Source organism: Trinickia sp. (genome assembly GCF_051953405.1).
GTDB lineage: Bacteria > Pseudomonadota > Gammaproteobacteria > Burkholderiales > Burkholderiaceae > Trinickia.
In genome coordinates this window covers 55,456-82,342 of sequence record NZ_JBQCIV010000054.1, presented here as the reverse complement: position 1 = coordinate 82,342, position 26,887 = coordinate 55,456, and the positions used below count along the sequence as shown (strand labels likewise).

The following is a 26,887-nucleotide window of genomic DNA, read 5'->3' as shown; positions in this document are numbered from 1 at the left end:
ACGCGCCGAATCAAAATGCAATAGGATAATTCTCCATCACGCCCGACAACATCAGCCGCACCTCGAAGAGAAAACGTTTTCTCCGTAAATAGAAGTGACACCCTATAATTTTCCGCGCTATTATCCGGCTCCCGTTTCCGCGGCATTGAGGTCGCGCGCGCTATTCGAATCCAATGTCCAAGATTCCGGATTTTCTCAAGCTCCTGAACGCCCCTCGTCATATCGACGCGCAGACACCGCTGTCGGGGCGGTCGAAGCTGTTGTTGGTTGCCTTCGACTGTACGGAAGGGTTGTCGGTCATCGATGAAATGCAGGCGAGCTTCGTGTCGCAGGACTCGACCATCGAACTCAAGCGAATGATCGGCCAGCCGGTGACGATTTCACTGCAACAGGACACTGCGCTCTCGAGTTCGCAACATCGATATTTTCACGGGTATGTCACCGCTTTTTCCCACGTCGATAACGATGGCGGACTCGCGCGATACAGAGCGGAAATACGGCCTTGGTTGTGGAGACTGACACGCAGGCAGGATATCCGCATCTTTCAAGAACAGACCGTTCAATCGATCCTCTCGAAAGTGTTTAAGGAATACGGCTCGCTCGCCTCGTTCGAGTTCCGACTGTCGAAACCCACTGCGAATCGCAGTTACTGCACGCAATACCGCGAAACGGATTTGGTGTTTGCCCTGCGGCTCATGCAGGAGGAAGGTCTCTTCTTCTACTTCGAGCATACGAAGCAAAGCCATAAGCTCATCGTCACCGACACCTCGACCAGTGCGAAGCCCATCGACGGCTTCAGCCCGGGCATTCCGTATTCGCAGGGCGAGCGGCTGGACGACATCGACATCATTTCGTCGTTCCGTGCGTGGCGGCAAATGGCGTCGGGCAGCGTGTCGTACAAGACGTTCGACTACAAGGTGCCGCACGCACTGCGCGAGGCGGGACTCGATATCGAGAACGACCAGGGCGACGTACCCGCCTACGACATCTACGACTATCCGGGCGCGCACGCGTACCCGGACGAGGCTCGGGGCCAGGATCTGGCCGGCTTCCACGCCGAGGCGATCGCATCCGCCGCTAAGCTGTTCTTTGGGCAGACGACGTGCCGCAAGCTGATGCCGAGGCGTTTTTTCCAGCTCGAGGATCACTACGATCACAAGGGCACCGAGCCTGAAGACAGGCAGTTCATGCTGACCGAGATCAGGCATAGCGCGCGCAACAACTATCAGACGGGCGACGGCGCGGCAGCGTACAGCGCAAGCTTCACCTGCATTCGAAAGAAGATCCCATACCGCCCGGCGCGGACGATTGCGCGACCGGTGGTGCCGGGGATACAGACAGCGTTCGTAACGGGACCCACTGGCCAGGAGATTTACACCGACGAGCTTGGCCGAGTGAAGGTGCATTTCCACTGGGACCGGCTAGGCAAGCAAGACCAGACGAGTTCCTGCTGGCTGCGCGTCATCCATCCGTGGGCCGGACGCGGGTATGGGATGCGCCATCTTCCGCGCATCGGGGACGAGGTAGCCGTCATCTTTGTGGATGGCTCGCCGGACCGGCCGATCGTCATGGGGAGCGTGTCGAACGCCATCAACTACGTGCAGTGGAAGCTGCCCGAGAACCAGGCGCTATCGGGATTGCGTTCGCGCGAATTGGCCGGCTCGCAGGAAAACCGGGTGGTGGCCGACGACACGAACGGGAAACTTCAGGTCCAGGTATCGAGCGACTATGCACAGTCGCGGCTGGTGGTGGGCTACAACACCCGCATTACTGGCCACGCCGGGCGCGGACAGGCGCGCGGGACCGGGTGGGAATTGGCAACCGACGCGTGGGGCGTGCTGCGCGCGAATCAGGGCATGCTGGTGACCACGGAGACGCGATCGGGTGCGGCGGCTGCGGCTAAGGAGATGGGCGAGACCGTGCAGCGTCTGGCACAAGCGCGGGAGCAACACGATACGCTCGCCAGCGCGGCAATACAGGCTCAGGCGCAGGACAAGCAGGATCAGCCGACGGTGACTGCTGCGTTGAAGAAACAAAACGACGAAATCGGTGGGCAGGCGGGCGGGGATTTTCCTGAACTGTCGAAGCCGCATTTGGTGCTGGCTTCGCCCGCTGGGATACAAGCGACGACAGCCGGCAGTACGCACCTCGCCAGTGGCGCGCATACGGCAATGACTGCCGGCGGTCATCTGAGCGTGAGCACCGGCAACAGCTTGCTCGCTTCCGCGAAAAACGCGATCCGTTTCTTCGCCTATCGGCTCGGGATTCGAATGGTTTCCTACGCCGGCGACATCGATATCAAAGCGCTGCAGAAGAACCTGAATCTGTTGGCCAAGCTCGATATCACCCAGACGGCGGAAAGCATCACGATCAGGGCGACGAAGCAGCTCATGCTCAACGGCGGCGACAGCTATATCAGCCTGAACCCCGGGAAGATCACCGTGGGTAGCGGGAAATACGAGGTCAATGCGCAGGTCAGCACGATGCCATCCAAGACGATGGGCGTGAACGCCAACGGGCAACCGGACGTGCAGTTGAACGATCAAACGTTTCGGGTTCTCTCGCCAACCGGCAAGCCGCTGCCCGGTGTGGATTACCGGGTCAGCGCGCAATCCGGAGGCCACATCTTTAGGACAGATGGGCTAGGTCGCTCGCCGGCACTGAATACGGTGCAACAGGAGGCCGCGCAATTCGAGTTGCACTGGGATGAATTCGCAGCTGCGCCTGCCGGCCGTTCCGGCGCTTGACCCATAACACCGAGTGTTGACAGGGAGCACAGAGTTTGGCTGAGAATTTGAAAGTCACGGGAACGACGAATCCCGAACCGAATACCTGCATGGATGCGCACTGCGATTGCAACATCATTTGGTCGCTGGCGCAGCAGTTCACGATGCGACAGCTTGTGACGCATACGCCCGCGCACGGTGAGATGCTCGACTACCGCGATTGCAAAACTCATGTTTCGGAGGAACTGTTCGCGAAGAAGGGACCGCCCACGTTCGTCGACGATCCCGAGGTCCGAGCGCGGCGTATTGCGGCGGCGTATGCACGCGTGTTTCTCGAGGACTTTCATCTGGGCGATAAGAGCAAGATCGGCCGCTTTTATTGGCTGGGCTTGGGAGCGTTCGCGTCCAAGCAAGTCGCGGCGACGCTCGGCACATGGCAGGTGAAGGGCCTCCTCCGCGGCACCGAGTTGCGTGCTGGTTTGGGGCGGGGCAACCTTTGGCTCTTCAACGACGTCCTACCGTGGTTCTACGGCTACGCTGCCGGCGCCGATACCTTCGAACAATGTGCGGATTCGCGGGACAGTAGGCATTTTGTCGATCAGGTCGCGACCAACTTTATGCGGCAGGTGGACCATGCCATAACGATCGATAAGATTCCTTATGAGATCGATGGCGACACCGGCGCGAAGAAGGCGAAGCTCGGGTACCACAAATGCACGCAAATTATCAAAGACGGCTTCAAGGCGGTCGCAGACTGGGAAAATGCTGCCGATGGCGACAGGCCCAGCTTTGCACTTACACATCTTCTCGCGATTGCGCAACATGAGCAAGGCGAGGTGCTGCAAGGGCTAATCTATGATCATCCGGACTTTAATAAGTGGCTCAACCGGCAGCGTTTCGCAAGGACCTTTGGCGACGACACAGCACTGAATGCTTCGATGGAAACGATCAAATATGGTCTATCCGAAGGCGCAGGTCCGTTAGCGCCATTTGTCCGCGCCCTAGTACCGGGCCTTCAGCTAGTATTAACATCGGACTACGAAACAGACAACGCAGAATACCGCTCTGACGCTCCGGACCGTTTGGATTTGGCCGATTACCAGAAGCGCATGGGGTGGATCACGGACGCCGCAAATAAATACGACGGATTGATGCAAAAAAAGCAGAAATTCATGCTTGATGAACTCAGCAAAATAAAAAATCTCAGCGATAGACCGAGCAAACGATGAAAAAATATCTCTATGTTTCGCTAACGCTAGCAATACTTGTCGCTTGTGCCGCGTCGACCGCGCGTCCTTTGCCCTCTAATCCAACAATTGGAAGCAGCAACAACATGAAATCATCGCCTATGCGAATTCGGCTGGGAGACCCGAAAGATTCAGATCTCAAGGGGCCCGGTTCGTCCACCGACAACCATCCCTCCGGGATGAAGTTTTACCAACGTGAGTGGGAAAGAGGTAGCCTGGGTACCGTGGAGTTCATGCACGGGAAGCACAGCTTCAAGATAGACAATGTGTTATCCGTGCTGGGTACCGATGACCAGGATGTCTCAGAGGGTATTTACGATTGGAGCATAAATTTTGGAGTCAGCTCAGAGCAAGCCGACACGCCCGAAGCCGCCCTTGCACGCATGATGAAGTTGTTTTCCGATTTACGAAAAAATGGGTGGATACGATATATAAAAACAAACCATCCACGCCTTACAGGCCAACAGACCTTCGATTACATCAAAATAAATTCAATTTACTCGCTCGACCCAAACTACACACCAACCATTGCTGAGTGGAAAGCAGCAGCCAGAAAGATGCCACACTGGATATTTTACGCAGACGGCGTCTATTTGGACGTATCACCGATAGAAAGCAACATGGGAAATTTCGTTGGAAAGAGCACTTATCTACTAACAATGCACTTGAAAAGCGAATACAGTTTTTATGGAATTGGGTACTTTTCCGGCAATTCGGATAAGATTAACAAATGGAAGATGCTGCTTCCCGCGGAACTTCAGAAGTATCACGCAATGCGCCTCAAGACCGAAGCAGTCCTAAAAGAACAAGGATACACAATCGACACGACCTACCAGGATCCGCCGATCAAGGCATTGCAGGGATCATCCGCCAACCCGCAATGAGGTTTCGGAGATGACGCGAGCAACCGTCGGCGGAAAAGCGCGAATTTCGGGGTTCTCTTGCCAACCGGCAAGCCGCTGCCTGGCGTGGATTACCGGCTCAGCGCGCAATCCAGTGGCCACATCTTTAGGACAGATGGGCACGGTCGCTCGCCGGCACTGAATACGGTGCAGCAGGAGGCCGCGCAATTCGAGTTGCACTGGGATGAATTCGCAGCTGCGCCTGCCGGCCGTTCCGGCGCTTGACCCATCACACCGAGAGTCGACAGGGAGTACAGAGTTTGGCTAAGAATTTGAAAGTCACGGGAACGACGAATCCCGAACCGAATACCTGCGTGGATGCGCACTGCGATTGCAACGTCATTTGGTCGCTGGCGCAGCAGTTCGCGATGCGACAGCTTGTGACGCGTTGGTCCGTGTTGGGTGAGGTGCTCGACTATCGCGATTGCAATACTCATGTTTCGGAGAATTTGTTTCCTCAGAACGGACCGCCCACGTTCGTCAGCGACCCCGAGGTTCGGGCAAGACGTATTGCAGCCGCGTATGCGCACGTGTTTCTCGAGAACTTCCACCTGGGCGACCCGAGCAAGATCGGCCGCTTCTATTGGTTGGGCTTGGGAGCGTTCGCGTCCAAGCAGGTCGCGGCAACGCTCAACCAATGGCAGGTGGACTGGGTATTGCACTGTTCCGAGTTACGTGCAGGCCTGGGCCGCGGCAACCTTTGGCTCTTCAACGACGTCCTCGGTTGGTTCTACGGCTACGCCGCGGGTGCCGACACATTCGAAAAGTGCGCGAATTCGCGCGACAGTAGGCATTTTGTCGATCAGGTCGCGACCAATTTTACGCGGCAACACGCGCACGCCGATTCGATCGGTCAGGTTCCTTATGAGGTCGATGGTGATTCAGGCACGAAGAAGGCGAAGCTCGGGTATCTGAAATGCACGCAGATTGTCAAAGATGGATTCGAGCTGGTCACGGCCTGGGAAAATGCCCGTGACGTCGATAGGCCCGCCATTGCGTTCTCGCATCTGCTTGCGATTGCGCAGCATGAGCAAGGCGAGGTGCTGCAAGGGTTAATCTACGACGACCCGGATTTCAGCAAGTGGCTTAAGGACCAGCGTCGAGCGCTGGCAGTCGCTGACAATACAGCAATCAATCATTCGACAATCTCACCAACAGTGAGGTCCGGTTTATCCGACGGCCCCGACGCGTTGGTGGTCACTACCCGCGCTGTGGTGCCAGGTCTTCATCTGGTGCTGACATCCGACTACAAGACGAAAGATATCAAATACCGGTCTGACGCTCCGGATCGCCTGGTTCTAGAAAATTATCGCAAGCGTATGGATTGGATCCAAAAAGCAGCAGAAAAATATCACGGGCTGATGCTGACCCAGCAAACATTCATGCTCGGCGAACTCCGAACCGTAGAAGGATGGCTCGACTGGCCAGATAAATGATGAAAGGAATTCTCCCTCTCGTTGTTTTTTTAGGGCTGACTGCGTCCGGTGTGGCGTTGGCCACGCCCCGCCTCCCGTTCGAATTCACCCATGGTGACAGCAAAAGCATGAAACTTTCCCTTGTGCGGATCAGCCTCGGCGATCCCAAAAAATCGGACCTTAACCAGCCCGGATCGTCCGTTGACAACCATCCATCCGGAACCAATTTCTTCCAATACGACTGGATTGATGGCAATCTTGGCACGCTGGAGTTTATGCACGGCAAGCATAGTTTCCTGATTGACAACGCGCTGTCGGCAATGGGCACAGACGCCAACGGCGTGCCCGATGGAATCTACCAATGGAGCGTAAACTTCGGAGTGAGCCCCGAGCGAGTGGATACGCATAAATCTGCTCTCGCACGGATAGAAAGTCTTTTTTCCGACCTCCGCAGAAAAGGTTGGGTTAGATATATCGGAATAAACCATCCGCGCCTTAGCGGTCGACAGGCATGGAATTACATCAAGTTGAACCCCGTCTATTCGCTCGACCCGAATTATATGCCAACCATGGATGAATGGAAGGCGACGATCAGAAAGATGCCACATTGGGTTTTCTACGCCGACGGCGTCTATCTAGACGTCTCGCTCCTGGAAAGCAACGCGGAAGATTTCATCGACAAGAGTACATATTTACTGACGATAACATTTAAAAATGAATACTCATTTTATGGAATAGGTTACTTTCCGGGCAATTCGGAGAAAATCGCCAACTGGAAGAAGCTGCTTCCAGCGGAGCTACAGAAGTACCATGCAGATCGCCTCAAGACCGAAGCGGTTCTGAAAGAACAAGGCTACGCGATCGACACGACTTACCAGGACCCACCGATCAAGGCATTGCAGGGATCGCCCTCCAATCCGCAATGAGGCTCCGAAAGTGACACGAGCAACCGTAGACGGAAAAGCGCAAATCGTAATCGGCGACACAACCAGCCACGGTGGCCGCGTGATCTCCGGCAGCCCATCTTCCACATGGAGCCGGGCTGAGATTCCCATTGCACGCAAGGGCGACAAGGTCACGTGCCCGAAATGCGAGCCTCACCTGTTCGAGATCGCGGAGGGTTGCGACGGTAGCCTCGACTTTGGCGCGCCCGTCGCCCTCGAAGGGCACAAGACGACTTGCGGTGCAGTTTTGATAGCGAAATCGGCCGAGGTCGACTGACCATCGCTAATCTTATTGGGTAAAATTCAAGAGAACGTATGAAAGAAATACTTTGCGAGCTGTCGCCACCGATCAGGCTGATTTTTTACTATATTTTCGGACTTATTCCAGCCTTCTTTCTTTGCATCGGGTTATGGTTCATGATGGTTTTCTTTATCCTTGGCCCCCTGGCATCTGATGCAAATCGGGCCTTGGCATGGCTTTGGACGATCGGTATCTTTGTACTTGGCCATGTTGGAATCATAGGCATTGGCCGGGCGACCGCTTTTCCACCGCTTGAATCCTCTCGGAAAAGCGTTGTGAAAACGATAGGCTTCTTGATGTGCGGCGTGCTCGTGGTCTCGCCGTTAATTTGGGACATGATCCGAAGCGCCCTGGATCACTACCGCTACAAGTATCCCGCGCACGACCTCGGTGCCATCGAGTGGGCGGTAATCGCTTGCGCATCTGTTCCGCTGGTTTACCTGACGGAAGCAATGTTCGCCTGGATCAGATCCAGATGGAGGCGGCGCAATCGTCTTTAACCGCCGTCGGCCGCAACTGTCGAGAAGGACGTCGATCCCGCGCTCACCGTGGCAGCAACGGATATGCGGCGCTCGGGCTCGTCGCCGGACTTTCATCGGCGTCCGGCGCGCCCGTCGAAGCACCACCCTCGGCCGCCCCCTCCTCCGCCACCCCGCTTTCAAGCCGATACAACCAAGCCAACAACTCCGCCACCGCCTTATAAAGCTCGGGCGGAATCCGCGCATCGAGATCCACCTGCATCAGCAGCGACACCATCTCGGGTGCGCGATGAACATAAAGCCCCGCTTCCTGGGCCCGTTGAATGATCATCTCCGCCACGAGCCCATAGCCCTTCGCCACCACGCGCGGCGCTCGATCGCCGCCTTTCGCGTCGTAGGCCAGCGCCGCCGCGCTTTGGCGTCGCTCGCGCCGGCTCACGATCCGCTCCATTCGAACGGATCGTCGAACAAACGATCGATCGGCGAAGGCACCGGTCCGCGCTTAGCTTGAGCCGGATCCCCCTCGCCGCCCTGTCCGGCGAATGCCCCGAACGCTCCGCTCGCGCTCGTCGGATCGAGCCCGCTATCGCGCGCTTCGACATCCGATACATCCTTCGATGTCTCGCGCGGCTCGGCCTCCGCCGCCGCGCGCGCATAGGCCGACGTCGCCGCCGCGGCCGCCCCGCCCGCAGCGGCCGGCGCGGTCCCGCCGATCTCGCGGATCTGCAAGCCCGCCAACTCGATGCCCGCCGCTTCCAACCGGCGCCCGAACGCGGCGCCGCCCGTCGCGAGCTTCGCAGCCCCACCGGGGCTCGCCTGCACCCGCACGACAAGCTGCGAGCCGCTCAGCACCAGTTCGGCATCGACGGTGCCAAGCGTCGGCAGCGCAAGCGTCACGCGCGTTCGCCACGTCTGCTCCGCATCCTCGCCGCCCTCCCCGGCACGCGCGCGTTGCTCGCGGTCGGGTTCGATCGTCCAATCGAGCTTCGCCCCCGGCCAAACCTCGCCCGTCCAACGGAACTGCTGCGTGGCCAGTACGTCGAGTTGCTGGCGCACCAGCGGAATCGTGGCCGGATGGATCGATGCGGCAATCGACGAGCGGACGTCCGGCGGGAGCGTCGCGCCATGCCCAGCGCCGTTGCCATGCAGGGCCGCATCTTCGAAAAAGGTCGCCTGCGTGCCCCGCCACGGCGTGCCGTCCGCCGCGGCACCCGGATAAGGCGGGACCCCAGCGGCGTGCGGCCCCGCGCCGAATGTAGGTAAAGACAACTGCGGCGGCAGTTCATGCGGCAGCCAGCCGCCGCCCGCGGGGACGGATGCGGCAGGGCCTTGCCAGCCCGACATGGTGGCCGCATCGCCCCCGCCGGACGAGTAGCTCCAATCGAGCGGCAACTGGATAGCTTCGGCAGCAAGCCGCGTTTGGGGCTCGTTCGCCAGCGCGGCCGCCGAATATCCGCCGCTCAGCCATTGCGCCAGATGCGATTCGTAAAATAGCCCCGATTCGCCCACGGTCTGCTCGAGCGCAGCAGCCAACGCCTCCACCGGCATCGCCGTTGCGGCCGCCCCCACGCCGCTGGCCCCGGCCGCGGAGTCTGTCGAACCGGTTTGCGCCGGCCCCGCAGCGCCAGCGCCGGAACCCGCACTCGCAGCCGCGTTCGCCCCGGCGCCCGCAGCGCCCTGCCCCGCTTGAAACAGTCCATCGCCACCAGCGGCCGTATCGATCGCCGGCGGCGAGGGCCAAATCGGCACCTCGCCGATCACGGCAGGCGTCGCTTCCCCGCCGAAGCGCGAAATCGCGTCGAGCGTCAGGGCCACTTCGGAAAGGATGGCTTGGGCGGAAGCCGGCGGGGGCGTGTCGGGCAGCGCGGCGGCCGAATCGGCCGGAGCCGGGGTGTCGACGGTAAGGCCCGTCGCGCCGGATTGGGCCGGACTCGTGCGGGCGCCCGCGCCCACGCTGTCGAGCACACTATCGATGCGGCTGACCAGCATCGAGGCGAGGGCAGAATCGATTCCTGTCATGCCGCGTCCTTGCGCCGTCGTTCGGGCCTACCCTCACTACGCAGGCGACATGCGCCGCGGGCCGGGAAAATGAGTTGAAGGGGTCGAGCAAACGGGCGCGCTCAGCGCGCGCCGAACAGCTCCTTGAGCACGTGTGCAGGACGCCGCGCCGAAAAAAAAGCGGACAAGCGCGCCACGCTCGGGTTGAGCAAGTCGCGAATCGCCGCGTCGTCGGCCAAGATCTGACGAATCAGGTCGTACTTGCGCATCCGCTCTTGCTCGTCGAGCGGCACGCCCGCGTCGAACTCGCACAGCGCATCGACAAGCACCCGGTACTCGTCCTGCAACGCCATCAGGTCGTTCCAGAGCGCCTCTCGGGCCGCCGAGAGCATCCGCGACGAAACCGCCGCGATCGCCTCGTACCGTTCAAAGTAATCTGCTTTCGAACTCATCGCTGCGCGTCCGCCTGCCCCTGCTGTGCCATGATGCGCGCCGCCTCGACGCCGATGCCGACCCACGCTTCCTCGAGCGTCGCCAGCAAGCCGTCTACCTCGATCAGCATCGCTTCGCTCTGCGCGATATTCGCTTCGAGCAACCGGCGCATCATGTAACTGTAGAGGGCGTCGAGCCGCTGGGCGATCTCGCCGCCGACGTCTTTGTTCAGCGATGCCTGCAAGCCGCTGCCGATGATCCCGATGGCCTTGGTGATCGCCTCGCCGCGCGGGCCGATATTGCCTTGCTGCAAATGCATGCGCGCTTGGGCGATAGCTTTGCGCGCGCCTTGGTACAGCATGAGGATCAATCGATGCGGATTGGCGCCCATCACCCCTGTCTCGACGCCGACGCGCGCATAGGCACCCGCTCCAGCGTGTCCTTGGGAAAACATCGGCGCTTCTCCTTGTTAGTCGTGGATGGGGGTTTGCCAAGCGCGCCGTCGTACGAACGCGCAGGTCTTATCGCGGTTATCGGATCGCCCCGGCCAAAGCTTTAGGCATCCGTAAGCGGCCAATCCGCGGCGGCCGCGCCAGCCTCAAATCGACATCTGCATGATGTCGTTGTAGGCGGCCACGAGCTTGTTACGAATTTGTAAGCCGAATTGCAGGCCGATATTGGCCTTTTGCATGTCGACCATCACATCGCTCAGGGACACGTTCGGCGAACCGAGTTCGAACGCCTGCGATTCCCCGACCGCCTTGTTTTGGTCGTCGCTGATTTTGTCGAGCGAACTCTTGAGCGCCGTGGCGAAGCTGCCGGCCGTCGCGACGCCCGACTGTTCCCCGAGCGTCGCGGCTTTCGACTCGCCGGCGGCTTCGGCCGCCATGGACTGCATCTGCTGCAGCGCCGAGGTGAGCGGATTGACTGGAACGGTCATGGTTTCTCCGTAAAAAGGGGCGAAAGGCGAAGCACCCTCCGAACCGGCGGCGCACTGACCCATCACGGAGAGTGAGCATAGCAGCGCCCCCCTTCGCAAACCCGTGAAACTAGGGGGAAAACCCGCTTCTATTCGACTGATTCAGTTGCGCACCGGTATGGATAATCCCCATCGTGAAAGTGTCCCGCCAGTCCCGATGCGGCCGTAGCGCCCTCCCGGACCCGCCGGTCGGACACCCCCGCATTCCGGAGAACCCCGACGCATGGATTCGCAGGCTAACTCTTTGATCAACCCCGACGCCCGCATGGGCCTCGCCGGCGCGCAGCCAGGCGCCGGCGCGGCCGGCTCCCTGCAAAGCGCCGGAGCAGGCACCGCGGGCGCCGGCGCGGCCGAGTTCGGCGGCTTCGCCCAGCGGCTGTCGTCGCTCTCGCAAATGCGCGGCAACCCGCGCGCGCCGCTCATCATTGCCGTCGCCGTTCTCATCGCCGTCGTCACCGCCCTCGTCCTCTGGAGCCGCACCCCCGACTATCGCGTGCTTTACAGCGGCGTCTCCGACCAGGACGGCGGCGCCATCATCGCCGCACTGCAGCAGGCGAACGTGCCCTATAAGTTCTCGGAAGGCGGCTCGGCCATTCTGGTGCCGTCGGATCAAGTCGACGAAACGCGCCTGAAGCTTGCCTCGCAAGGGCTGCCCAAGAGCGGTTCGGTCGGCATGGAGTTGATGGACAACGAGAAGTTCGGCATCAGCCAGTTCGCCGAGCAAGTGAACTATCAACGCGGTCTGGAAGGCGAACTCGAGCGCACGATCCAATCGATCTCGGTCGTGCGCCAAGCCCGCGTGCATCTGGCGATTCCGAAGCCCTCCGTGTTCGTGCGCGACCGCGAAGCGCCGACGGCATCGGTGCTCGTCAACCTGTATCCGGGCCGGGTGCTCGACGAAGGCCAAGTTTCGGCCATCACGCACATGGTGGCGTCGAGCGTGGCCGATCTGCCCGTCAAGAACGTCACGATCGTCGACCAGGACGGCAACCTGCTCACGCAGCCCTCTTCGGGAACCGGCCTCGACGCGTCCCAATTGAAGTATGTCCAGCAAGTCGAGCACAACACGCAGCAACGCATCGACGCGATCCTGGCGCCGCTGTTCGGCGCCGGCAACGCGCATGCGCAAGTGAGCGCCGACATCGACTTCTCGCAGCAGGAACAGACGGCCGAAACGTACGGCCCGAACGGCAACCCGCAGCAAGCGGCGATCCGCAGCCAGCAAACGAGCCAATCGGCCGATATGACGCAAAGCGGCGCCTCGGGCGTGCCCGGCGCGCTGTCGAACACGCCGCCGCAACCGGCGTCGGCGCCGGTCGTCGTTGCAAGCGGCGCGGCCGCCACGCCCGGCGTGACGACGACGCCGATCAGCGAGCGCAAGGATGCCACCACGAACTACGAACTCGACAAGCGCGTGAGCCACGTGGAGCAAGCCAAGGGCGGCGTGAAGCGCCTGTCCGCGGCGGTCGTCATCAACTACCAGCGCGTGGTCGACGCCAAGGGCCACGCGACGATGCAGCCGCTCACGCCCGAAAAGCTTGCGCAAGTCACGCAGCTCGTGAAGGACGCGATGGGCTACGACGCCAAGCGCGGCGATTCGGTCAACATCGTCAACGCGACCTTCACGACCGAAACCGACCCGCTCGCGAACGTGCCGTGGTGGCGCACGCCGCAGATGATCGCGCTCGCGATCCAAGCGGCGAAGTGGATCGGTATCGGCATCGTGGCCCTCGTCCTCTATCTGATGATGGTCAAGCCCGCGATGAAGCGCGCCTTCCCGCCGCCGGGTGAAGGCGCGGCCGCCGACGGCTCGGGCGCCGGCAGCCTGTTGGACGGCCCCGGAGAGCCCGTGCTGCTCGACGGCGGCTCGCCTTCGCCGGTCACGACGGCGATCGAGCTCGACAACGACATGGAGCAGAACCTCCTGGCGTTCGAAAGCGAAAAGCACAAGTTCGAACGGAACCTCGATTACGCGCGGACCATCGCGCGCAAGGATCCGAAGATCGTAGCGACGGTTGTCAAGAATTGGGTGTCCGATGAGCGCTGAAGGGGTCACGAAGAGCGCGCTTCTGCTGATGTCGATCGGCGAGGAAGAAGCCGCTGAAGTATTCAAGTTTCTCGCACCGCGCGAAGTGCAGAAGATCGGCGCCGCCATGGCCGCGCTCAAGAACGTGACGCGCGAGGAAGTCGAGCACGTGCTGCAAGACTTCGTCAAGGAAGCGGAGCAGCACACGGCGATGTCGCTCGATTCGAACGACTACATCCGTTCGGTGCTGACGAAGGCGCTCGGCGAAGACAAGGCCGGCGTGCTGATCGACCGTATCTTGCAAGGCAGCGATACGAGCGGGATCGAAGGGCTCAAGTGGATGGATTCGCCCGCCGTGGCCGAACTCATCAAGAACGAGCACCCGCAGATCATCGCGACGATCCTCGTGCATTTGGACCGCGACCAGGCCTCGGAAATCGCGGCCTGCTTCACGGACCGGCTGCGCAACGACGTGCTGCTGCGCATCGCCACGCTCGACGGGATTCAGCCGGCCGCGCTGCGCGAACTCGACGACGTGCTCACGGGCCTGCTCTCGGGCAGCGACAACCTCAAGCGCAGCCCGATGGGCGGTATCCGCACGGCGGCCGAAATCCTGAACTTCATGCCGAGCGTGCACGAGGAATCGATCCTCGAGAACGTGCGCCAATACGACGCCGATCTTGCGCAAAAGATCATCGACCAGATGTTCGTGTTCGAGAACCTGCTCGACCTCGAAGACCGGGCGATCCAGCTGCTGCTCAAGGAAGTGGAGTCCGAAGCGCTCATCATCTCGCTCAAGGGCGCCCCGCCGGCACTGCGTCAGAAGTTCCTCTCGAACATGTCGCAACGCGCGGCCGAGCTGCTCGCCGAGGATCTCGACGCGCGCGGTCCGGTGCGCGTCTCGGAAGTGGAAACGCAACAGCGTCGTATCTTGCAGATCGTGCGCAACCTGGCCGAGAGCGGCCAAATCGTGATTGGTGGAAAGGCGGAAGATGCCTATGTCTGACTCTGGCCGTTCGGACAAGAAGCCCGTCTCCGCGTACCAGCGCTGGGAGATGGCTTCGTTCGACCCGCCCCCGCCGCCCGATCCCGTGCGCGAGAACAAGCTCGCGCAAGAGATCCAACGCATTCGCGCGGCCGCTCATCAACAGGGCCTCGCCTCCGGCCACGTCGCCGGTCAGGCGATCGGCTACCAAGCCGGCTTCGACCAGGGCCACGCTCAAGGCTTCGAAAAAGGCCGTCAGGAAGCGCTCGCGGAAGCCGCGCGGCTCGCCGGGCTCGCCGATGCATTCAAAGCCGCGCTCGACGGTGCGCAAGCGGAAATGGCGGAATCGCTCGTCGCGCTGGCGATCGACATTGCCCACCAGGTCGTGCGCCAGCACGTCGCGCACGATCCGGCGGCCTTGATCGCTTGCGCCCGAGAAGTCCTCGCGGCCGAGCCGGCGTTAGCCGGTGCGCCGCAACTGATCGTCAACCCGGCGGATCTGCCGATTGTCGAAGCCTACTTGAAGGATGAACTCGACACGCTCGGCTGGAACGTACGCACCGACGTGGCCGTCGAGCGTGGCGGGTGCCGCGCCCAGGCCGCCACCGGCGAAATCGATGCGACGATCGGCTCGCGCTGGGAGCGCGTCGTCACCGCACTCGGCAAGGTGAGCCAATGGTGAACGCGGCCCCTACGCTCGAATCGCTGCGCGCAAGCGGGCTCTCGCCGCTCGAGGTCGAACTCGCGCTCGCGTCGTTTAGCCCCGAGGCACAGCCCGAGGCGCGGCGCGTGCTCGACCCGCACGCCGGCGCGGGCGCAGCGAGCGCGTTCGATCCGACCGAGGAGATGGCGACGATCGACGCGATCGACGCGATCGCCAAAGCCGCCGCGGGCGAAGACACGCCCGCAACGGTGCGCGCCGCTGCGCCCTATCCGCCCCCACCCCCGGCGCCGGCGCACGATCCCGCACTGGCGAACAATCGCCACCTGGCCGCTTGGCGGGCGCGGCTCGACGCTTTGCGCGAACGCAGCGCGCTCGCTCGGCCGCTGTCGGCGTGCGGGCGCCTCACGCGCGCGGCGGGGCTCGTGCTGGAAGCGATCGGCATGCGCATGGCGGTAGGCGCCGAGTGCCTGATCGAAATGCCGCCCGGCAGCAGCCGGCCGATGGCCGAAGCCGAGGTCGTGGGTTTTGCCGGCGACAAGCTCTTTCTGATGCCGACGACCGAATTCGCCGGCCTCTTGCCCGGGGCGCGCGTCTACCCGCGCGAAAGCGCGCTGCTGACCGATCCGCTGGCGGGCGCCAAGCGCCTACCGGTGGGCTGGGGCATGCTGGGACGCGTTGTCGATTCGGGGGGCCGCCCGCTCGACGGTCTCGGTCCGCTCGATACCGGCGCCGACGCCCCGCTGTCGTCCCCGTCGATCAACCCATTGCAACGCGAGCCGATCCACCAAGTGCTCGACGTCGGCGTGCGAGCGATCAACGCCCTGCTCACGGTGGGACGCGGCCAGCGTATGGGCTTGTTCGCGGGATCGGGCGTCGGTAAATCGGTGCTGCTCGGCACGATGGCGCGCTATACGAGCGCCGAAGTCATCGTGATCGGGCTGATCGGCGAACGCGGCCGCGAAGTGAAGGAATTCATCGAGCAGATCCTCGGCGAAGACGGCCTGGCCCGCTCTGTCGTGGTGGCGGCGCCGGCCGACGTCTCCCCGCTCATGCGGATGCAAGGCGCCACGTACGCGACATCGCTCGCCGAATACTTCCGCGACCAAGGCAAGCACGTGCTGTTGCTCATGGATTCGCTCACGCGCTATGCGATGGCGCAGCGCGAGATCGCGCTCGCGATCGGCGAGCCGCCGGCAACGAAAGGTTATCCGCCTTCCGTCTTCGCCAAACTGCCGGCACTCGTCGAACGCACGGGCAATGGCCCGGCCGGCGGGGGCTCGATCACGGCGTTCTATACCGTGCTGACCGAAGGCGACGATCAGCAAGACCCGATCGCCGACTCGGCGCGCGCGATTCTCGACGGCCATATCGTGCTGTCGCGTGCGCTCGCCGAAGCCGGCCACTATCCGGCGATCGACATCGAAGCCTCGATCAGCCGCGCGATGACGGCGCTTATCGACGAGAACCATCTGGAGCGCGTGCGGCTCTTCAAGCAGATGCTTTCCCGTTATCAGCGCAATCGCGATTTGATCAATGTGGGCGCCTATTCGAGCGGACGCGATGCGCTGCTCGACCGGGCCATCGCACTGTATCCACGCATCGAAGCATTCTTGCAGCAGGGCTTTCGCGAATGTGCACCGTTCGATTCCAGCCTCAATATGCTGGATGCGTTGTTCCAATGAGGAGTTCTGAGCGATGGGAAATCACTTTCCAATCAAGACGCTGATCGATCTCGCGCAAAACGACGTCGACGCGGCGGCCAAGCAGCTCGGCCGCGCGCAACGCGAGCGCTCGGACGTGCAAGCGCAGTTGGAATCGCTCGTTCGCTATCGCGACGAATACCACGCGAACTTCTCGGCTTCGGCCCAGAACGGCATGCCGGCCGGCAACTGGCGTAATTTTCAGGCGTTCATCGATACGCTCGACGCGGCGATCGAACAGCAACGGCGCCTGCTCGCGGCGGCCACCTCGCGCGTCGAGGCGGCCAAACCCGAGTGGCAGCGTCAGAAGCAAAAGCTGGGCTCATACGAAGTCTTGCAAGCGCGCGGCGATGCGGCCGAGGCACGGCTCGCCGCACGGCGCGAGCAGCGCGACGCCGACGAGCACGCCGCCAAAATGCTGCGCATGCGGCACGAAAACTTGAACTGAACCGGAATCGAATCGGCGGCCGGCACGCCTGTGCGTGCGGCCGGCCGACTTATATAGAGGCATAGCCATGTCGCCCATTTCTTTCCTCGGCTCGCTCACGGGCGCGTCGACCCCCTCGTCCGGCGTTGCCGGCGCGGGCGCGAACACCCCGGCGCCGACGCCGTTCTCGCAAACGCTGCAGCAAAGCGTCAATGCGCAGCAACAAGCCTCGCAATCGTCCCAATCGGCACAATCGGCGCAATCGGCGCCGTCCAACGCGAGCGCCTCGTCCTCGAACGCCGCCAACGCATCCCAATCCGCGTCGAACGGCGCGAATGCGGCGAACGGCAACGGCAACGACGGCGGCAATACCGCCAACGGCAGCAGCACCGCATCAAGCTCGTCGAGTTCGTCCGGAACGTCCGGCGCCACAGGCAGCGACGGCACGTCGTCGACCCAAGCGGGCTCCGGTACGAAATCGAGCGACGGCGCCCCCGATTCGCAACAGCAAGCGAGCCAAGGCCAAAGCGCGGCGCAAGCGGCGAGCAACATCGCCGCACAGGCGCAAGCCGCCGCGCAAGCTGCCGCGCAGCAGGCACAGGCCGCCGCAAATGCGGCGACGGCAGGCGCTAGCTCGGTCGCCAGCGGCGATGCGACGTCCGGGTCGGGCGCGGGCACTGCCATCGGTGCAGCCGGCAGCGCCGCGAAAGGCACGGTGCAGCCGAAAAGCGTGCGTGCGGCGCTGGAAGCCGCACTGGCCGCCCAAATGGGCATGCAAGGGGCCGCTGCGACGGGCGCCGCGGCCGGCGGCGCATCGGGCACACAGGTACTCGGCAACTCGGGCGTTTCGGCAGGCTCGGGCACCCTCGGCAACGGGGCGGGCTCGCTGCCGCTGAATTCGAAAGCCCTTACGGCCCTGACGGGCGACGGCAAAAACGCCAATGCGCAGGCGATCGCCAACGCAACGGAGCAGGCCGCGAAGGCGACGGCCGGGGCCACGGCCTCGCCCGACAGCGCCGCCGTCGCCACGGCGCAAGCGCTCGCGGGCGGGGGCGACGCCACCGCCGCGATCGCCACGCTGAAGGACAACGCCCAAGCCGCCAACGCCGCCCTGGCCGCCACCCAAGCGGCTTCCGCCTCGAGCGTGGCCAGCGCGGCCGCCCAGGCCGCCGCGGCCTCGCCGAACGCGGCGGCGGCAGCGGCAGCCGCGGCGTCGATCGCGCCGCAGGTCGGCACGCCCGATTGGGAAGACGCGTTCAGCCAGAAGGTCGTCTTCCTCACGAACGCCCACCAGCAGAGCGCCGAACTCACCCTCAATCCGCCCGATCTGGGCCCGCTGCAGGTTGTCCTCCAGGTGGCGGACAACCACGCTCACGCCTTGTTCGTCTCGCAGCATCAGCAAGTGCGCGAAGCGGTCGAAGCGGCCTTGCCGAAGCTGCGCGACGCGCTGGAAGCCGGCGGGCTCGGGCTCGGCAGCGCGAGCGTCAGCGACGGCTTCGCGCGCCAAGCGAGCCAACAGCAAGCGGGCAACCAAAGCAGCGGCAACGGCCGGCGCGGGGGCGGCGGCTCGGGCAGCGGCAGCGTCGACAGTACCGTCGCGGCCGTCGCGCCGGTTGCCACGCGCCGCACCGTCGGCATCGTCGATACCTTCGCCTAAAGCCGCGGACGCGGTACCGCGCGAGAGAGCGCGCGTCGATGCCCGGTTCCGGCCGGGCCGCGCGCGCTTGGGGCGTCCGATCGGCTTAAACGGATGAGATGGCGTCGAATGTCCCTTCTTTTCGGCTTATCGCAAGCGCCCGGGATAGCCAACAATTCACCCTACCGCACTCACGCAAAGCATTGTCATGGCATCCACGACCGCAGCTCAGCAAACCGTCGACGCTCCCTCGAAAAAGAGCAAGCTCAAACGCATCGTGCTGATCGTTTTGATCGCGCTCGTCGCGGCGGGCGTCGCCGCCGCGGGCATGTACTTTTTCCTGCTCAAGAACGGCATGGGTAACGGCAAGCCTGCTCCGCCGCCCCCGCCCCCGCCGCCGGTGTTCTTCGCGCTCGACCCGATGACGGTCAATCTGCTGTCCGACGACGGCCAGCACTATCTGCGCGTCGGCTTGTCGCTGAAGCTGGCCGACGGGAAGATTCAGGAGGCCTTGACGCAGCACATGCCGGAAATCCGCAGCCGCATCTTGCTCGATCTGTCGAACAAGCATCCGGAGGATTTGGAAACGCTCGACGGCAAGCGCGCCCTTTCGCAAGAGCTGAAGACGCTGATCGAGAAGCCGACGGACGCGAGCGAGCCGCCGGTGCACGTCGAAGAAGTGCTCTTCACGGAATTCGTGGTCCAGTAGTGCGCGGCGCCCGGTGCGTCACGCCGGGCCGAACCTGCCACTTCAGGCGTTTCTCATCAACTGCAATACAGGGACGAGCAAAGCGATGGGCCACGAAGAGTTCATGTCCCAAGAGGAAGTCGATGCACTCCTCAAGGGCGTAACCGGCAAATCCGATGCCGACACCGAGCACCGCGAGAAGGCGGGCGTACGCCCGTACAACATCGCGACGCAAGAGCGGATCGTTCGCGGCCGGATGCCCGGCCTCGAAATCATCAACGAACGTTTCGCGCGCCTCTTGCGCCTCGGAATTTTCAATTTCATGCGCCGCACCGCCGAAATTTCGGTCGGTCCGGTCAAAGTGCTGAAGTACAGCGAATTCACGCGCAATCTGCCGATTCCGACGAACCTGAACCTCGTTCACGTGAAGCCGCTGCGCGGCACCTCGTTGTTCGTGTTCGATCCGAACCTCGTGTTCTTCGTCGTCGACAATCTGTTCGGCGGCGACGGCCGCTTCCATACCCGTGTGGAAGGGCGCGATTTCACGGCAACCGAACAGCGCATCATCGCCAAGCTGCTCAACCTCGTGTTCGATCACTACACGACGGCCTGGAAGAGCGTGCGGCCGCTGCAGTTCGAATTCATGCGTTCGGAAATGCATACGCAGTTCGCCAACGTGGCGACGCCGAACGAAATCGTGATCGTCACGCAGTTTTCGATCGAGTTCGGCCCGACGGGCGGCACGCTGCACATCTGCATGCCGTACTCGATGATCGAGCCGATCCGCGACGTACTGACCTCGCCGATCCAAGGCGAAGCGCTCGAAGTGGACCGCCGCTGGGTTCGCGTGCTCTCGAAGCAAGTGCAGGCGGCCGAGGTCGAGTTGACGGCCGACCTGGCGCACATTCCGGTCACGTTCGAGGACATCCTGAACATGCGCGCGGGCGACGTGCTGCCGATCAACATCCCCGAAAACATCGTCGCGAAAGTCGACGGCGTGCCCGTCATGGAATGCGGCTACGGAATCTTCAACGGTCAATATGCGTTGCGCGTGCAAAAGATGATCAGCGCAGCAGAAAACACGATTAAGGAAACGGATTATGAGTGACCTGAACGCTACGCCGGGTGAAGCCTCGGCCCAACTCGACGCGCAACTGGCCGCCATGGCCGCCGAAACCGCCAAACCCGCCACGACGGCCGACGACGACGAAACCAGTCTCGACGATTGGGCCGCGGCGCTCGCCGAGCAAAATACGAACCCGGCACCCGCGCCCGCCGCGGCCGGCGTGTTCCAGCCGCTGTCGAAAGTCGAACCGACCACGACGCGCAACGACATCGACATGATCCTGGACATCCCGGTTCAGATGACGGTCGAGCTGGGGCGCACGAAAATTGCGATCCGCAATTTGCTGCAACTTGCGCAAGGTTCCGTCGTCGAACTCGACGGGATGGCCGGCGAGCCGATGGATGTGCTCGTAAACGGCTGTTTGATTGCCCAAGGCGAAGTCGTCGTGGTCAACGACAAGTTCGGTATCCGGCTGACCGACATCATCACGCCGGCCGAACGCATTCGAAAATTAAATCGATGAAATCACGCTTGCAGCGTGCGCCGCATAGGCGGCGCATGGCGGCAATCCACGCGGCCCTGGCGATCGCCACGGCCACCGCATCGGCGGCACTCTCGCCCGCGGCAGCGGCCGCCGATATGAACGCAGTCAACAACGCCGCGAAAATCGCCTCGAGCGTAGGCGCCGGCACGGCCGTGCCGTCCGTCGGCGTCGGTGCCGTGCTGCAAACGCTCGTCGGGCTGGCCGTCGTCGTCGCGCTCGTGTTCGCGTGTGCCTGGCTCGCGCGGCGCCTGGGACTGCAGCCCTCGGCCCGCGGCCAGCTCGTGCGCACCGTCGGCGGCGTGTCGCTCGGCGGCAAGGAGCGGGTGGCCGTCGTCGAGATCGGCGACACCTGGCTCGTGCTCGGCGCCGCGCCCGGCAACGTGCGGCTGCTCCATACCATGCCCGCGCCGACAGGCGATGCGGCCGGCACGCCCGGCAGCGGCTCGGCTACGGCCGACGGCACGCTGCCCGGCACGTTCGGCTCGCGCTTTCGCGACGCGTTGGCGGGCGAGGCGAAAAAACGGTTTTCTCGGCCTACGGGCGGAGGCAAGTAAATGTCGTCCAGCTCCATCGTGCGGTTCGCGCGTGCCGCGGCCCCCGCACTGCCCTTTCTGATCTTCTCGCTGTTGCCCTCGCTGTCCCACGCGCAAACAGCGCCGACCGGACTGCCGGCCTTTACCACGAGCCCCGGTCCGAACGGCGGTACGACGTACTCGCTGAGCGTGCAGACCATGCTGCTGCTCACGATGCTGTCGTTTCTGCCGGCCATGGTGCTGATGATGACGAGCTTCACGCGCATCATCATCGTGCTTTCGCTGCTGCGCCAGGCGCTGGGCACGAGCACCACGCCGCCCAATCAAGTGCTCGTCGGCCTGGCGTTGTTCTTGACGCTGTTCGTCATGTCGCCCGTCATCAACAAGGCTTACACCGACGGCTATAAGCCGTTCGCCGACGGCACCATTCCGATGGAAACGGCGGTGACGCGCGGCGTGGCGCCCTTCAAGGAATTCATGCTGAAGCAAACGCGCGAATCCGATCTCGCCTTGTTTGCGAAGATTTCGCACTCGCCGCCGCTGCAAGGACCGGAAGACGTCCCGCTGCCGCTGCTCGTGCCCGCATTCGTGACCAGCGAACTGAAAACGGCCTTTCAAATCGGCTTCACGATCTTCATTCCGTTTCTCATCATCGATATGGTCGTTGCGAGCGTGTTGATGTCGATGGGGATGATGATGGTGTCGCCCGTCACGATTTCGCTGCCCTTCAAGCTCATGCTGTTCGTCCTCGTCGACGGCTGGCAGTTGCTGATCGGCTCGCTGGCGCAAAGCTTCGTTTGAGCCGGCTCGACGGCTCCCCTAGTATCGAGGACTCGTTCTCATGACGCCCGAATCCGTCCTGACGCTTGCGCACCGCGCGATGTACGTCGCCCTACTGCTCACGGCACCGCCGCTGATCGTCTCGCTCGTGGTGGGCCTGCTCGTGAGCTTCTTCCAAGCCGCCACGCAGATCAACGAAGCGACGCTCTCGTTCATTCCGAAGCTCATGGCCGTGACGATCACGCTGGTGATCGCGGGGCCGTGGATGCTCTCGATCGTGCTCGACTACATGCGGCAGATGCTCACCAGCATTCCTTCGATGGCGGGATAGCGGCCCCGCCCGCCGCCCTCGGAACCGGCGATGTTTACCGTCACCTACGCACAACTCAATGCCTGGCTCACGGCGTTTTTGTGGCCGTTCACGCGGATCGCCGCGCTGATCGCGGCTGCGCCCGTGCTCGGGCATACGGGCATTCCCGCGCGCGTGAAGATCGGGCTGGCCGCGTTTATGACGCTCATTGTTGCGCCGACGCTGCCGGTTATGCCTCAGGCCACCGTGTTTTCCGCTAACGGGGTCTGGATTCTCGTCACGCAGCTTTTGATCGGCGCGGCGCTCGGGTTCACCATGCAGCTCGTGTTCGCCGCCGTCGAGATGGCCGGCACGCTCGTCGGCCTGCAAATGGGACTCGGGTTTGCCACGTTTTTCGATCCCGGCTCGAATGCTTCTTCGCAAGTCATCTCGAGCTTTCTCAATATGATCGCGATGCTCGCGTTTCTCGCCTATAACGGACACCTGCAGGTCATCGCGGCGTTGATTGAATCGTTTCAATCCATGCCCGTCGCGGCGGCGCTGATCGGGCCGCCCGGGCTCCATACCGTCGTGCAATGGGGCGGAGCTATCTTTTCCGCCGGGCTCCTTTTGTCACTGCCCATCGTCATCGCCCTGCTCGTGGCTAACCTCTCGCTCGGGATTCTCAATCGCGCCGCACCCCAGATCGGCGTGTTTCAAATCGGGTTTTCCGTCACCCTCATGGTCGGCATGCTGCTGCTCATGCTCATGTTGCCCAATATGATTCCGTTTTTTGCGCATCTCGTCGATGCGGGGGTCGAGCAGATGGGGAGGGTTAGCTCGGGGATGCACTAGTGAGCTGCGCCGCGGGCGTGGGGTTCTTGGTTCTCGCCCTTTTCGTGCAACTTGCTTTCTTAGTGGGTTGTTAGCGTCGCCCGCCTTCTCTGTTCTCGCCTTTTCGTGCAACCTGTTTTCTTATCGGTCTGCTAGCGTCGCCCCTCCGCGGGGCAGCGGTCACTTTTCTTTGTCTTCCAAAGAAAAGTAACCAAAAGAAAGGCGCGTCCTTGGGCGGACAGCAAAGGTTGTTCACCCATGCACCCGCGTTGACTGTGCGGCCCTCGTTCGGTTGTTCGGCCCTCGTTCGGCCGCTCGGGCCTCGTTCTACCGCCTCAGTCCTACCACGCTATTCGCGGCCACACGCTAGGGGCGGACACTTGTGTCCGCCCCCCTCGAAGGTCTGAACCGACAGGCTGGAATCTGCCCGCCGGTTTGGGACGCTAGAAGTTGTAATTGATCCCCCGACCCGACAGATAGACACGGCCATAAACGCTCGTGTCGGCAGCAATGCCCCCGACACCACCGTAACGGTGATTGTCGTCGTCGATGCGCACCCAGGTGTTGCCCTCATCGTCCGACCGGTAGACGCCATCGATCCCGTTGATCGTTCCAATCAGGTACACAGCAGCCGAATACTGCGAACCTGCCGCCGGCACGCCGAGCGCGACCTTCATTGCGCCGTGGTCGATCGCGGGCTCCGAACCGACGGTCGCCATCGCAGTCAGCTTGACCCAGGTCGCGCCCGAATCGGTCGAGTGCCACAGGTTGTCGGCATCGGCCAGCCACACATCGCCCTCCGCGAACGGGTTCACGGCCAGATCGGTGACGCCGAAGCCGTTGTGAGGCCACGTCAACGCGCTCGCGGTGAACGTGTGTCCTCCATCCGTCGAGACATAGAACCGTCCCGGAGGATTGGGGTACCACCAATTGCCGCCGTGATCGTACGCATACACTTTGAGCGGGTTTTTCCGGTCGGCGGCGATATGGTACGCCTCGGCAGGCGCCGGAAGGTTCGTCGCCTGCCATGTCGCACCACGATCGCTCGTGTAGTACGGCACCTGGCCCGCGATGGCCCAAATCACGTTGGAACCGTCGGCCGTCACCGCGACCTTGGATTCGTCGCCACGGCCCGTTATCACCGGCGGCACGGTCGGAAAGCTCGTCCATGTCACGCCCGTATCCGTCGAATAGGTGCCTTTCGACGCGCCGCCGAACGTTCCCACCGCCACGATGAATGCAGGGTTGTTCCAAGCCGTGTCGATACCCGAGCCATTGCCGAAGCCACCCATCGACGAAGCGGCGCCCAGGTTCGGCGAGCGAGTCGGCGCCGCGCTCAGCGAGGTATGGACATAAAGACCCGTATCGCCGTGCCCGCTGGCCAGCACATAGCCGGCTCCGGGCGGAGGCGCAAGCAACGCCATATTGGCCATCTCTTCGATGCCGTTGACATCGAATGTCCAGTGCGGCGTCGACGAAGAAATCGCCTCCGTCGTCGACCAGATGCCTCCTCCGACCACATAGGACACATGGTTCGGGTTAAACGGATCGATCTGCAAATCGTCGACCCACCCGGAAAACCCGGGGCCCGATGCGCTGGTCGTACCGCTCGCGTCATGGTACGTCGTCGAACCGTTCGAGTCGCCCGACTTCCCGATCTCGGCCCACGTTTGCCCCCCATCGGTCGAGCGCATGGCCACCTGAACGTAGGACGCATCGCCCCATGTTCCGGATACGCCAAAGACAATTTCGGTTTGCGGTCCGCTGCCCGATACCGACAGGCCACCAATCCCCCCCCAGTACGTCCCCTCGCCGGAGGCGACGAGCTTGGTCCACCCACCTTTGCCGTCGAACTTGCACAGACCCGACGGCGCGCTGCTCCCGGGCCCCGCGCTCGACGTGAACGGCACATAGAACATACCGTCCGCCGCGCGCGCCATGTGCGGAATATAGACATTGGAACCGATCGCGTCGGTCACTTGGCTCGGAATGGATACGGCCGTCCAGGTTGCACCGCCGTCCGTCGATTTGTACAGATACGACGAGAGCCCGGCGAGGTTCTTGTAGTCGGGTGCAACGCCTACGTAGAGGGTGCCCGTCTGGCTTCCGCTCGGCGAATAGCCCGGCTTGGGCGCATCCGTGTCGAACACGACGAACTCGAGGCCGATCGGGTTTCCGTTGTTGGTATTGGAGATATCGGCCTTAGACATCACGTAAGGCGACAACGAGGAAACCTGGGTCCAGTTGAATCCGGAGTTCGTCGATTTCCAAAGGCCAGCCGTTCTCGACGCGTAATACATTGTCGAAGGCTGATTAGGATCGATGGCCAAACGCTCGCCGATTGCGCGCCCCTGATTGTTCGCTCCGACTGGGAACGGAAGATCCGTATGGATCCAAGACCGCCCCTGATCCCACGAAATATAGAAACGTCCATTCCCGTCGGTGACAGTTCGGCCGGCGGTCATCGCGACGGTCCAGGAATTAGTCGGGTCGACAGCGAGACTCTCGGAACCTTCGTAACCACCGTCGGCTCGACTGAACGAATCGTTCAGCCCAATCCAGATTCCATTGTCGTTATCCCAACGATAGACGCCGCCAACGTCGGTTCTGGCGTAGCGCAAGTTCGGGACGGTAGGATGGTAGATGACGCCGGGCACATAGCCGCCCCCGCCCATCTTCACGGTGGTCCAGCCGGTAGCCGGAGCCGCCGCGGCGGCAACTGCCCGCGTGGAAGCATGCTGCGTACTGGTTGCCGTGCCGGACGATCCTCCGCCGCTGCACGAAACGAGGGGCAAGACCGCTACGGCAGCCCAAAGCCCTCGGTGAATTCGGCCTTTCATCTTCATCTTGTTTCCCGTTCGGTGATAGTGCGTTCGGCAGCCTCTTTCGACACACCGCATCCCCTCACGTGTCGATCGCGCAGCGCCCCGAGTCAATCGATGAGAGGGCAGCCATGCCGCCCATCGGTCATCGGCCACCTCGGTCGGCGGCGGCCGGAAAACGAGCGTGGCCGCGCTTGTCCACGGGCATCGCACAAACGGACGACGCTCATCGATTAGTAGTACTACTGTACTGATGGCGCGCTTATCTTAATTGCCTTGTGGCGAAAAAGAGCGTCAGGAAATGCTGCTTTTCGTTGGCGATTTCCTGCTTTTCGCCAACGGGGCGCATTTCCTATCGACGAAAAAAAAGCCGAAGTCCCGAGGAGATGGGGCTTCGGCTCATCGCACGCCCTCGCGGGCGTGTGGCTTCGTCAATCGTTGTTGCGCGCGCTCGCTTTAAGGGCCTCGCG

26 protein-coding genes are annotated in these 26,887 nt (G+C 62.4%); 20 read left to right on the top strand and 6 right to left on the bottom strand.

Translation table 11 applies throughout. The features are described 5' to 3' along the window. Positions 1-173 precede the first annotated feature (173 nt). From ACTHN9_RS08580 to ACTHN9_RS08550, 7 genes are all read left to right on the top strand, one after another. Positions 174-2,747 carry a type VI secretion system Vgr family protein gene (locus ACTHN9_RS08580; RefSeq protein ID WP_440536332.1) on the top strand — a complete coding sequence of 858 codons (2,574 nt, stop codon included), beginning with the start codon at positions 174-176 and terminating at the stop codon, positions 2,745-2,747. Positions 2,748-2,782: 35 nt separating this feature from the next. Further along, entirely contained in the window at positions 2,783-3,955 is a 1,173-nt protein-coding gene (locus ACTHN9_RS08575; RefSeq protein WP_440536331.1) for a DUF2515 family protein, read from the top strand. Then, positions 3,952-4,857 carry a hypothetical protein gene (locus ACTHN9_RS08570; RefSeq protein WP_440536330.1) on the top strand — a complete coding sequence of 302 codons (906 nt, stop codon included), beginning with the start codon at positions 3,952-3,954 and terminating at the stop codon, positions 4,855-4,857. Before ACTHN9_RS08575 ends, ACTHN9_RS08570 begins: the two co-directional genes overlap by 4 nt. A gap of 278 nt (positions 4,858-5,135) precedes the next feature. Then, entirely contained in the window at positions 5,136-6,311 is a 1,176-nt protein-coding gene (locus tag ACTHN9_RS08565) for a DUF2515 family protein (RefSeq protein ID WP_440536329.1), read from the top strand. Continuing rightward, positions 6,308-7,216 carry a hypothetical protein gene (locus tag ACTHN9_RS08560; RefSeq protein WP_440536328.1) on the top strand — a complete coding sequence of 303 codons (909 nt, stop codon included), beginning with the start codon at positions 6,308-6,310 and terminating at the stop codon, positions 7,214-7,216. The genes ACTHN9_RS08565 and ACTHN9_RS08560 overlap by 4 nt, the downstream gene beginning before the upstream one ends. A gap of 10 nt (positions 7,217-7,226) precedes the next feature. Then, on the top strand, positions 7,227-7,511 hold the full coding sequence (locus ACTHN9_RS08555) for a PAAR domain-containing protein (protein ID WP_440536327.1): 285 nt from the start codon (positions 7,227-7,229) through the stop codon (positions 7,509-7,511). A gap of 38 nt (positions 7,512-7,549) precedes the next feature. After that, the gene (locus ACTHN9_RS08550) at positions 7,550-8,035 is read left to right on the top strand and encodes a hypothetical protein (RefSeq protein ID WP_440536326.1); all 486 of its coding nucleotides are present in this window, start codon (positions 7,550-7,552) and stop codon (positions 8,033-8,035) included. A gap of 43 nt (positions 8,036-8,078) precedes the next feature. Here the strand turns inward: ACTHN9_RS08550 and ACTHN9_RS08545 are convergent, their stop codons facing one another. The 5 genes from ACTHN9_RS08545 to fliE form a co-directional block, all read right to left on the bottom strand. Continuing rightward, positions 8,079-8,465: an EscU/YscU/HrcU family type III secretion system export apparatus switch protein gene (locus ACTHN9_RS08545; protein ID WP_440536325.1), complete on the bottom strand. Its 387-nt coding sequence runs from the start codon at positions 8,463-8,465 to the stop codon at positions 8,079-8,081. Further along, the gene (gene fliK, locus ACTHN9_RS08540) at positions 8,450-10,033 is read right to left on the bottom strand and encodes a flagellar hook-length control protein FliK (protein WP_440536324.1); all 1,584 of its coding nucleotides are present in this window, start codon (positions 10,031-10,033) and stop codon (positions 8,450-8,452) included. Before fliK ends, ACTHN9_RS08545 begins: the two co-directional genes overlap by 16 nt. Positions 10,034-10,134: 101 nt before the next feature. Further along, positions 10,135-10,464, bottom strand: coding sequence for a flagellar protein FliT (locus ACTHN9_RS08535; protein ID WP_440536323.1), 330 nt, complete (start codon positions 10,462-10,464; stop codon positions 10,135-10,137). Then, positions 10,461-10,898: a flagellar export chaperone FliS gene (gene fliS, locus ACTHN9_RS08530; protein ID WP_440536322.1), complete on the bottom strand. Its 438-nt coding sequence runs from the start codon at positions 10,896-10,898 to the stop codon at positions 10,461-10,463. The genes ACTHN9_RS08535 and fliS overlap by 4 nt, the downstream gene beginning before the upstream one ends. A 144-nt stretch (positions 10,899-11,042) precedes the next feature. Beyond that, entirely contained in the window at positions 11,043-11,384 is a 342-nt protein-coding gene (gene fliE / locus ACTHN9_RS08525; RefSeq protein WP_440536321.1) for a flagellar hook-basal body complex protein FliE, read from the bottom strand. A 262-nt stretch (positions 11,385-11,646) separates the two neighbouring features. Here fliE and fliF point away from each other — a divergent pair, with 262 nt between their 5' ends. The 13 genes from fliF to fliR all read left to right on the top strand — a co-directional run bounded on the left by fliF (position 11,647) and on the right by fliR (position 23,616). Then, complete coding sequence (gene fliF, locus ACTHN9_RS08520; RefSeq protein ID WP_440536320.1) at positions 11,647-13,470, top strand: flagellar basal-body MS-ring/collar protein FliF; 1,824 nt, start codon at positions 11,647-11,649, stop codon at positions 13,468-13,470. After that, positions 13,460-14,455 (top strand): flagellar motor switch protein FliG, encoded by a 996-nt coding sequence (gene fliG, locus ACTHN9_RS08515; RefSeq protein WP_440536319.1) that lies wholly within the window; start codon positions 13,460-13,462, stop codon positions 14,453-14,455. Before fliF ends, fliG begins: the two co-directional genes overlap by 11 nt. Further along, entirely contained in the window at positions 14,448-15,116 is a 669-nt protein-coding gene (gene fliH, locus ACTHN9_RS08510; RefSeq protein ID WP_440536318.1) for a flagellar assembly protein FliH, read from the top strand. The genes fliG and fliH overlap by 8 nt, the downstream gene beginning before the upstream one ends. Then, positions 15,110-16,780 (top strand): flagellar protein export ATPase FliI, encoded by a 1,671-nt coding sequence (fliI, locus tag ACTHN9_RS08505; RefSeq protein ID WP_440536317.1) that lies wholly within the window; start codon positions 15,110-15,112, stop codon positions 16,778-16,780. The genes fliH and fliI overlap by 7 nt, the downstream gene beginning before the upstream one ends. Positions 16,781-16,793: 13 nt before the next feature. Then, complete coding sequence (gene fliJ / locus ACTHN9_RS08500) at positions 16,794-17,246, top strand: flagellar export protein FliJ (protein WP_440536316.1); 453 nt, start codon at positions 16,794-16,796, stop codon at positions 17,244-17,246. 67 nt (positions 17,247-17,313) lie between these two features. Next, on the top strand, positions 17,314-18,882 hold the full coding sequence (locus tag ACTHN9_RS08495) for a flagellar hook-length control protein FliK (protein WP_440536315.1): 1,569 nt from the start codon (positions 17,314-17,316) through the stop codon (positions 18,880-18,882). A 187-nt stretch (positions 18,883-19,069) separates the two neighbouring features. Further along, positions 19,070-19,570: a flagellar basal body-associated protein FliL gene (fliL, locus tag ACTHN9_RS08490; protein WP_440536314.1), complete on the top strand. Its 501-nt coding sequence runs from the start codon at positions 19,070-19,072 to the stop codon at positions 19,568-19,570. 85 nt (positions 19,571-19,655) lie between these two features. Further along, complete coding sequence (gene fliM, locus ACTHN9_RS08485) at positions 19,656-20,657, top strand: flagellar motor switch protein FliM (protein WP_440536313.1); 1,002 nt, start codon at positions 19,656-19,658, stop codon at positions 20,655-20,657. Continuing rightward, positions 20,650-21,138, top strand: a complete 489-nt coding sequence (fliN, locus tag ACTHN9_RS08480) for a flagellar motor switch protein FliN (protein ID WP_440536312.1) — start codon at positions 20,650-20,652, stop codon at positions 21,136-21,138. Before fliM ends, fliN begins: the two co-directional genes overlap by 8 nt. Then, complete coding sequence (gene fliO, locus ACTHN9_RS08475) at positions 21,135-21,713, top strand: flagellar biosynthetic protein FliO (protein ID WP_440536311.1); 579 nt, start codon at positions 21,135-21,137, stop codon at positions 21,711-21,713. Before fliN ends, fliO begins: the two co-directional genes overlap by 4 nt. Beyond that, on the top strand, positions 21,714-22,493 hold the full coding sequence (gene fliP / locus ACTHN9_RS08470) for a flagellar type III secretion system pore protein FliP (protein WP_440536310.1): 780 nt from the start codon (positions 21,714-21,716) through the stop codon (positions 22,491-22,493). A gap of 40 nt (positions 22,494-22,533) precedes the next feature. Further along, positions 22,534-22,803 carry a flagellar biosynthesis protein FliQ gene (gene fliQ, locus ACTHN9_RS08465; protein ID WP_440536309.1) on the top strand — a complete coding sequence of 90 codons (270 nt, stop codon included), beginning with the start codon at positions 22,534-22,536 and terminating at the stop codon, positions 22,801-22,803. 30 nt (positions 22,804-22,833) lie between these two features. Then, positions 22,834-23,616, top strand: a complete 783-nt coding sequence (gene fliR / locus ACTHN9_RS08460; RefSeq protein WP_440536308.1) for a flagellar biosynthetic protein FliR — start codon at positions 22,834-22,836, stop codon at positions 23,614-23,616. A gap of 422 nt (positions 23,617-24,038) precedes the next feature. On the opposite strand, the gene ACTHN9_RS08455 is transcribed toward fliR, so the two are convergent. Continuing rightward, entirely contained in the window at positions 24,039-26,435 is a 2,397-nt protein-coding gene (locus tag ACTHN9_RS08455; protein ID WP_440536307.1) for a dockerin, read from the bottom strand. Positions 26,436-26,887: the final 452 nt, after the last annotated feature.

Bases quoted from the DNA above. Each gene is read 5' to 3' on its own strand.
- ACTHN9_RS08580 (WP_440536332.1), top strand. From the start codon at position 174: ATGTCCAAGATTCCGGATTTTCTCAAGCTCCTGAACGCCCCTCGTCAT.
- ACTHN9_RS08570 (WP_440536330.1), top strand. From the start codon at position 3,952: ATGAAAAAATATCTCTATGTTTCGCTAACGCTAGCAATACTTGTCGCT.
- ACTHN9_RS08560 (WP_440536328.1), top strand. From the start codon at position 6,308: ATGATGAAAGGAATTCTCCCTCTCGTTGTTTTTTTAGGGCTGACTGCG.
- ACTHN9_RS08550 (WP_440536326.1), top strand. From the start codon at position 7,550: ATGAAAGAAATACTTTGCGAGCTGTCGCCACCGATCAGGCTGATTTTT.
- ACTHN9_RS08545 (WP_440536325.1), bottom strand. From the start codon at position 8,465: ATGGAGCGGATCGTGAGCCGGCGCGAGCGACGCCAAAGCGCGGCGGCG.
- fliK (WP_440536324.1), bottom strand. From the start codon at position 10,033: ATGACAGGAATCGATTCTGCCCTCGCCTCGATGCTGGTCAGCCGCATC.
- ACTHN9_RS08535 (WP_440536323.1), bottom strand. From the start codon at position 10,464: ATGAGTTCGAAAGCAGATTACTTTGAACGGTACGAGGCGATCGCGGCG.
- fliS (WP_440536322.1), bottom strand. From the start codon at position 10,898: ATGTTTTCCCAAGGACACGCTGGAGCGGGTGCCTATGCGCGCGTCGGC.
- fliE (WP_440536321.1), bottom strand. From the start codon at position 11,384: ATGACCGTTCCAGTCAATCCGCTCACCTCGGCGCTGCAGCAGATGCAG.
- fliF (WP_440536320.1), top strand. From the start codon at position 11,647: ATGGATTCGCAGGCTAACTCTTTGATCAACCCCGACGCCCGCATGGGC.
- fliG (WP_440536319.1), top strand. From the start codon at position 13,460: ATGAGCGCTGAAGGGGTCACGAAGAGCGCGCTTCTGCTGATGTCGATC.
- fliH (WP_440536318.1), top strand. From the start codon at position 14,448: ATGTCTGACTCTGGCCGTTCGGACAAGAAGCCCGTCTCCGCGTACCAG.
- fliI (WP_440536317.1), top strand. From the start codon at position 15,110: ATGGTGAACGCGGCCCCTACGCTCGAATCGCTGCGCGCAAGCGGGCTC.
- fliJ (WP_440536316.1), top strand. From the start codon at position 16,794: ATGGGAAATCACTTTCCAATCAAGACGCTGATCGATCTCGCGCAAAAC.
- ACTHN9_RS08495 (WP_440536315.1), top strand. From the start codon at position 17,314: ATGTCGCCCATTTCTTTCCTCGGCTCGCTCACGGGCGCGTCGACCCCC.
- fliL (WP_440536314.1), top strand. From the start codon at position 19,070: ATGGCATCCACGACCGCAGCTCAGCAAACCGTCGACGCTCCCTCGAAA.
- fliM (WP_440536313.1), top strand. From the start codon at position 19,656: ATGGGCCACGAAGAGTTCATGTCCCAAGAGGAAGTCGATGCACTCCTC.
- fliN (WP_440536312.1), top strand. From the start codon at position 20,650: ATGAGTGACCTGAACGCTACGCCGGGTGAAGCCTCGGCCCAACTCGAC.
- fliO (WP_440536311.1), top strand. From the start codon at position 21,135: ATGAAATCACGCTTGCAGCGTGCGCCGCATAGGCGGCGCATGGCGGCA.
- fliP (WP_440536310.1), top strand. From the start codon at position 21,714: ATGTCGTCCAGCTCCATCGTGCGGTTCGCGCGTGCCGCGGCCCCCGCA.
- fliQ (WP_440536309.1), top strand. From the start codon at position 22,534: ATGACGCCCGAATCCGTCCTGACGCTTGCGCACCGCGCGATGTACGTC.
- fliR (WP_440536308.1), top strand. From the start codon at position 22,834: ATGTTTACCGTCACCTACGCACAACTCAATGCCTGGCTCACGGCGTTT.
- ACTHN9_RS08455 (WP_440536307.1), bottom strand. From the start codon at position 26,435: ATGAAAGGCCGAATTCACCGAGGGCTTTGGGCTGCCGTAGCGGTCTTG.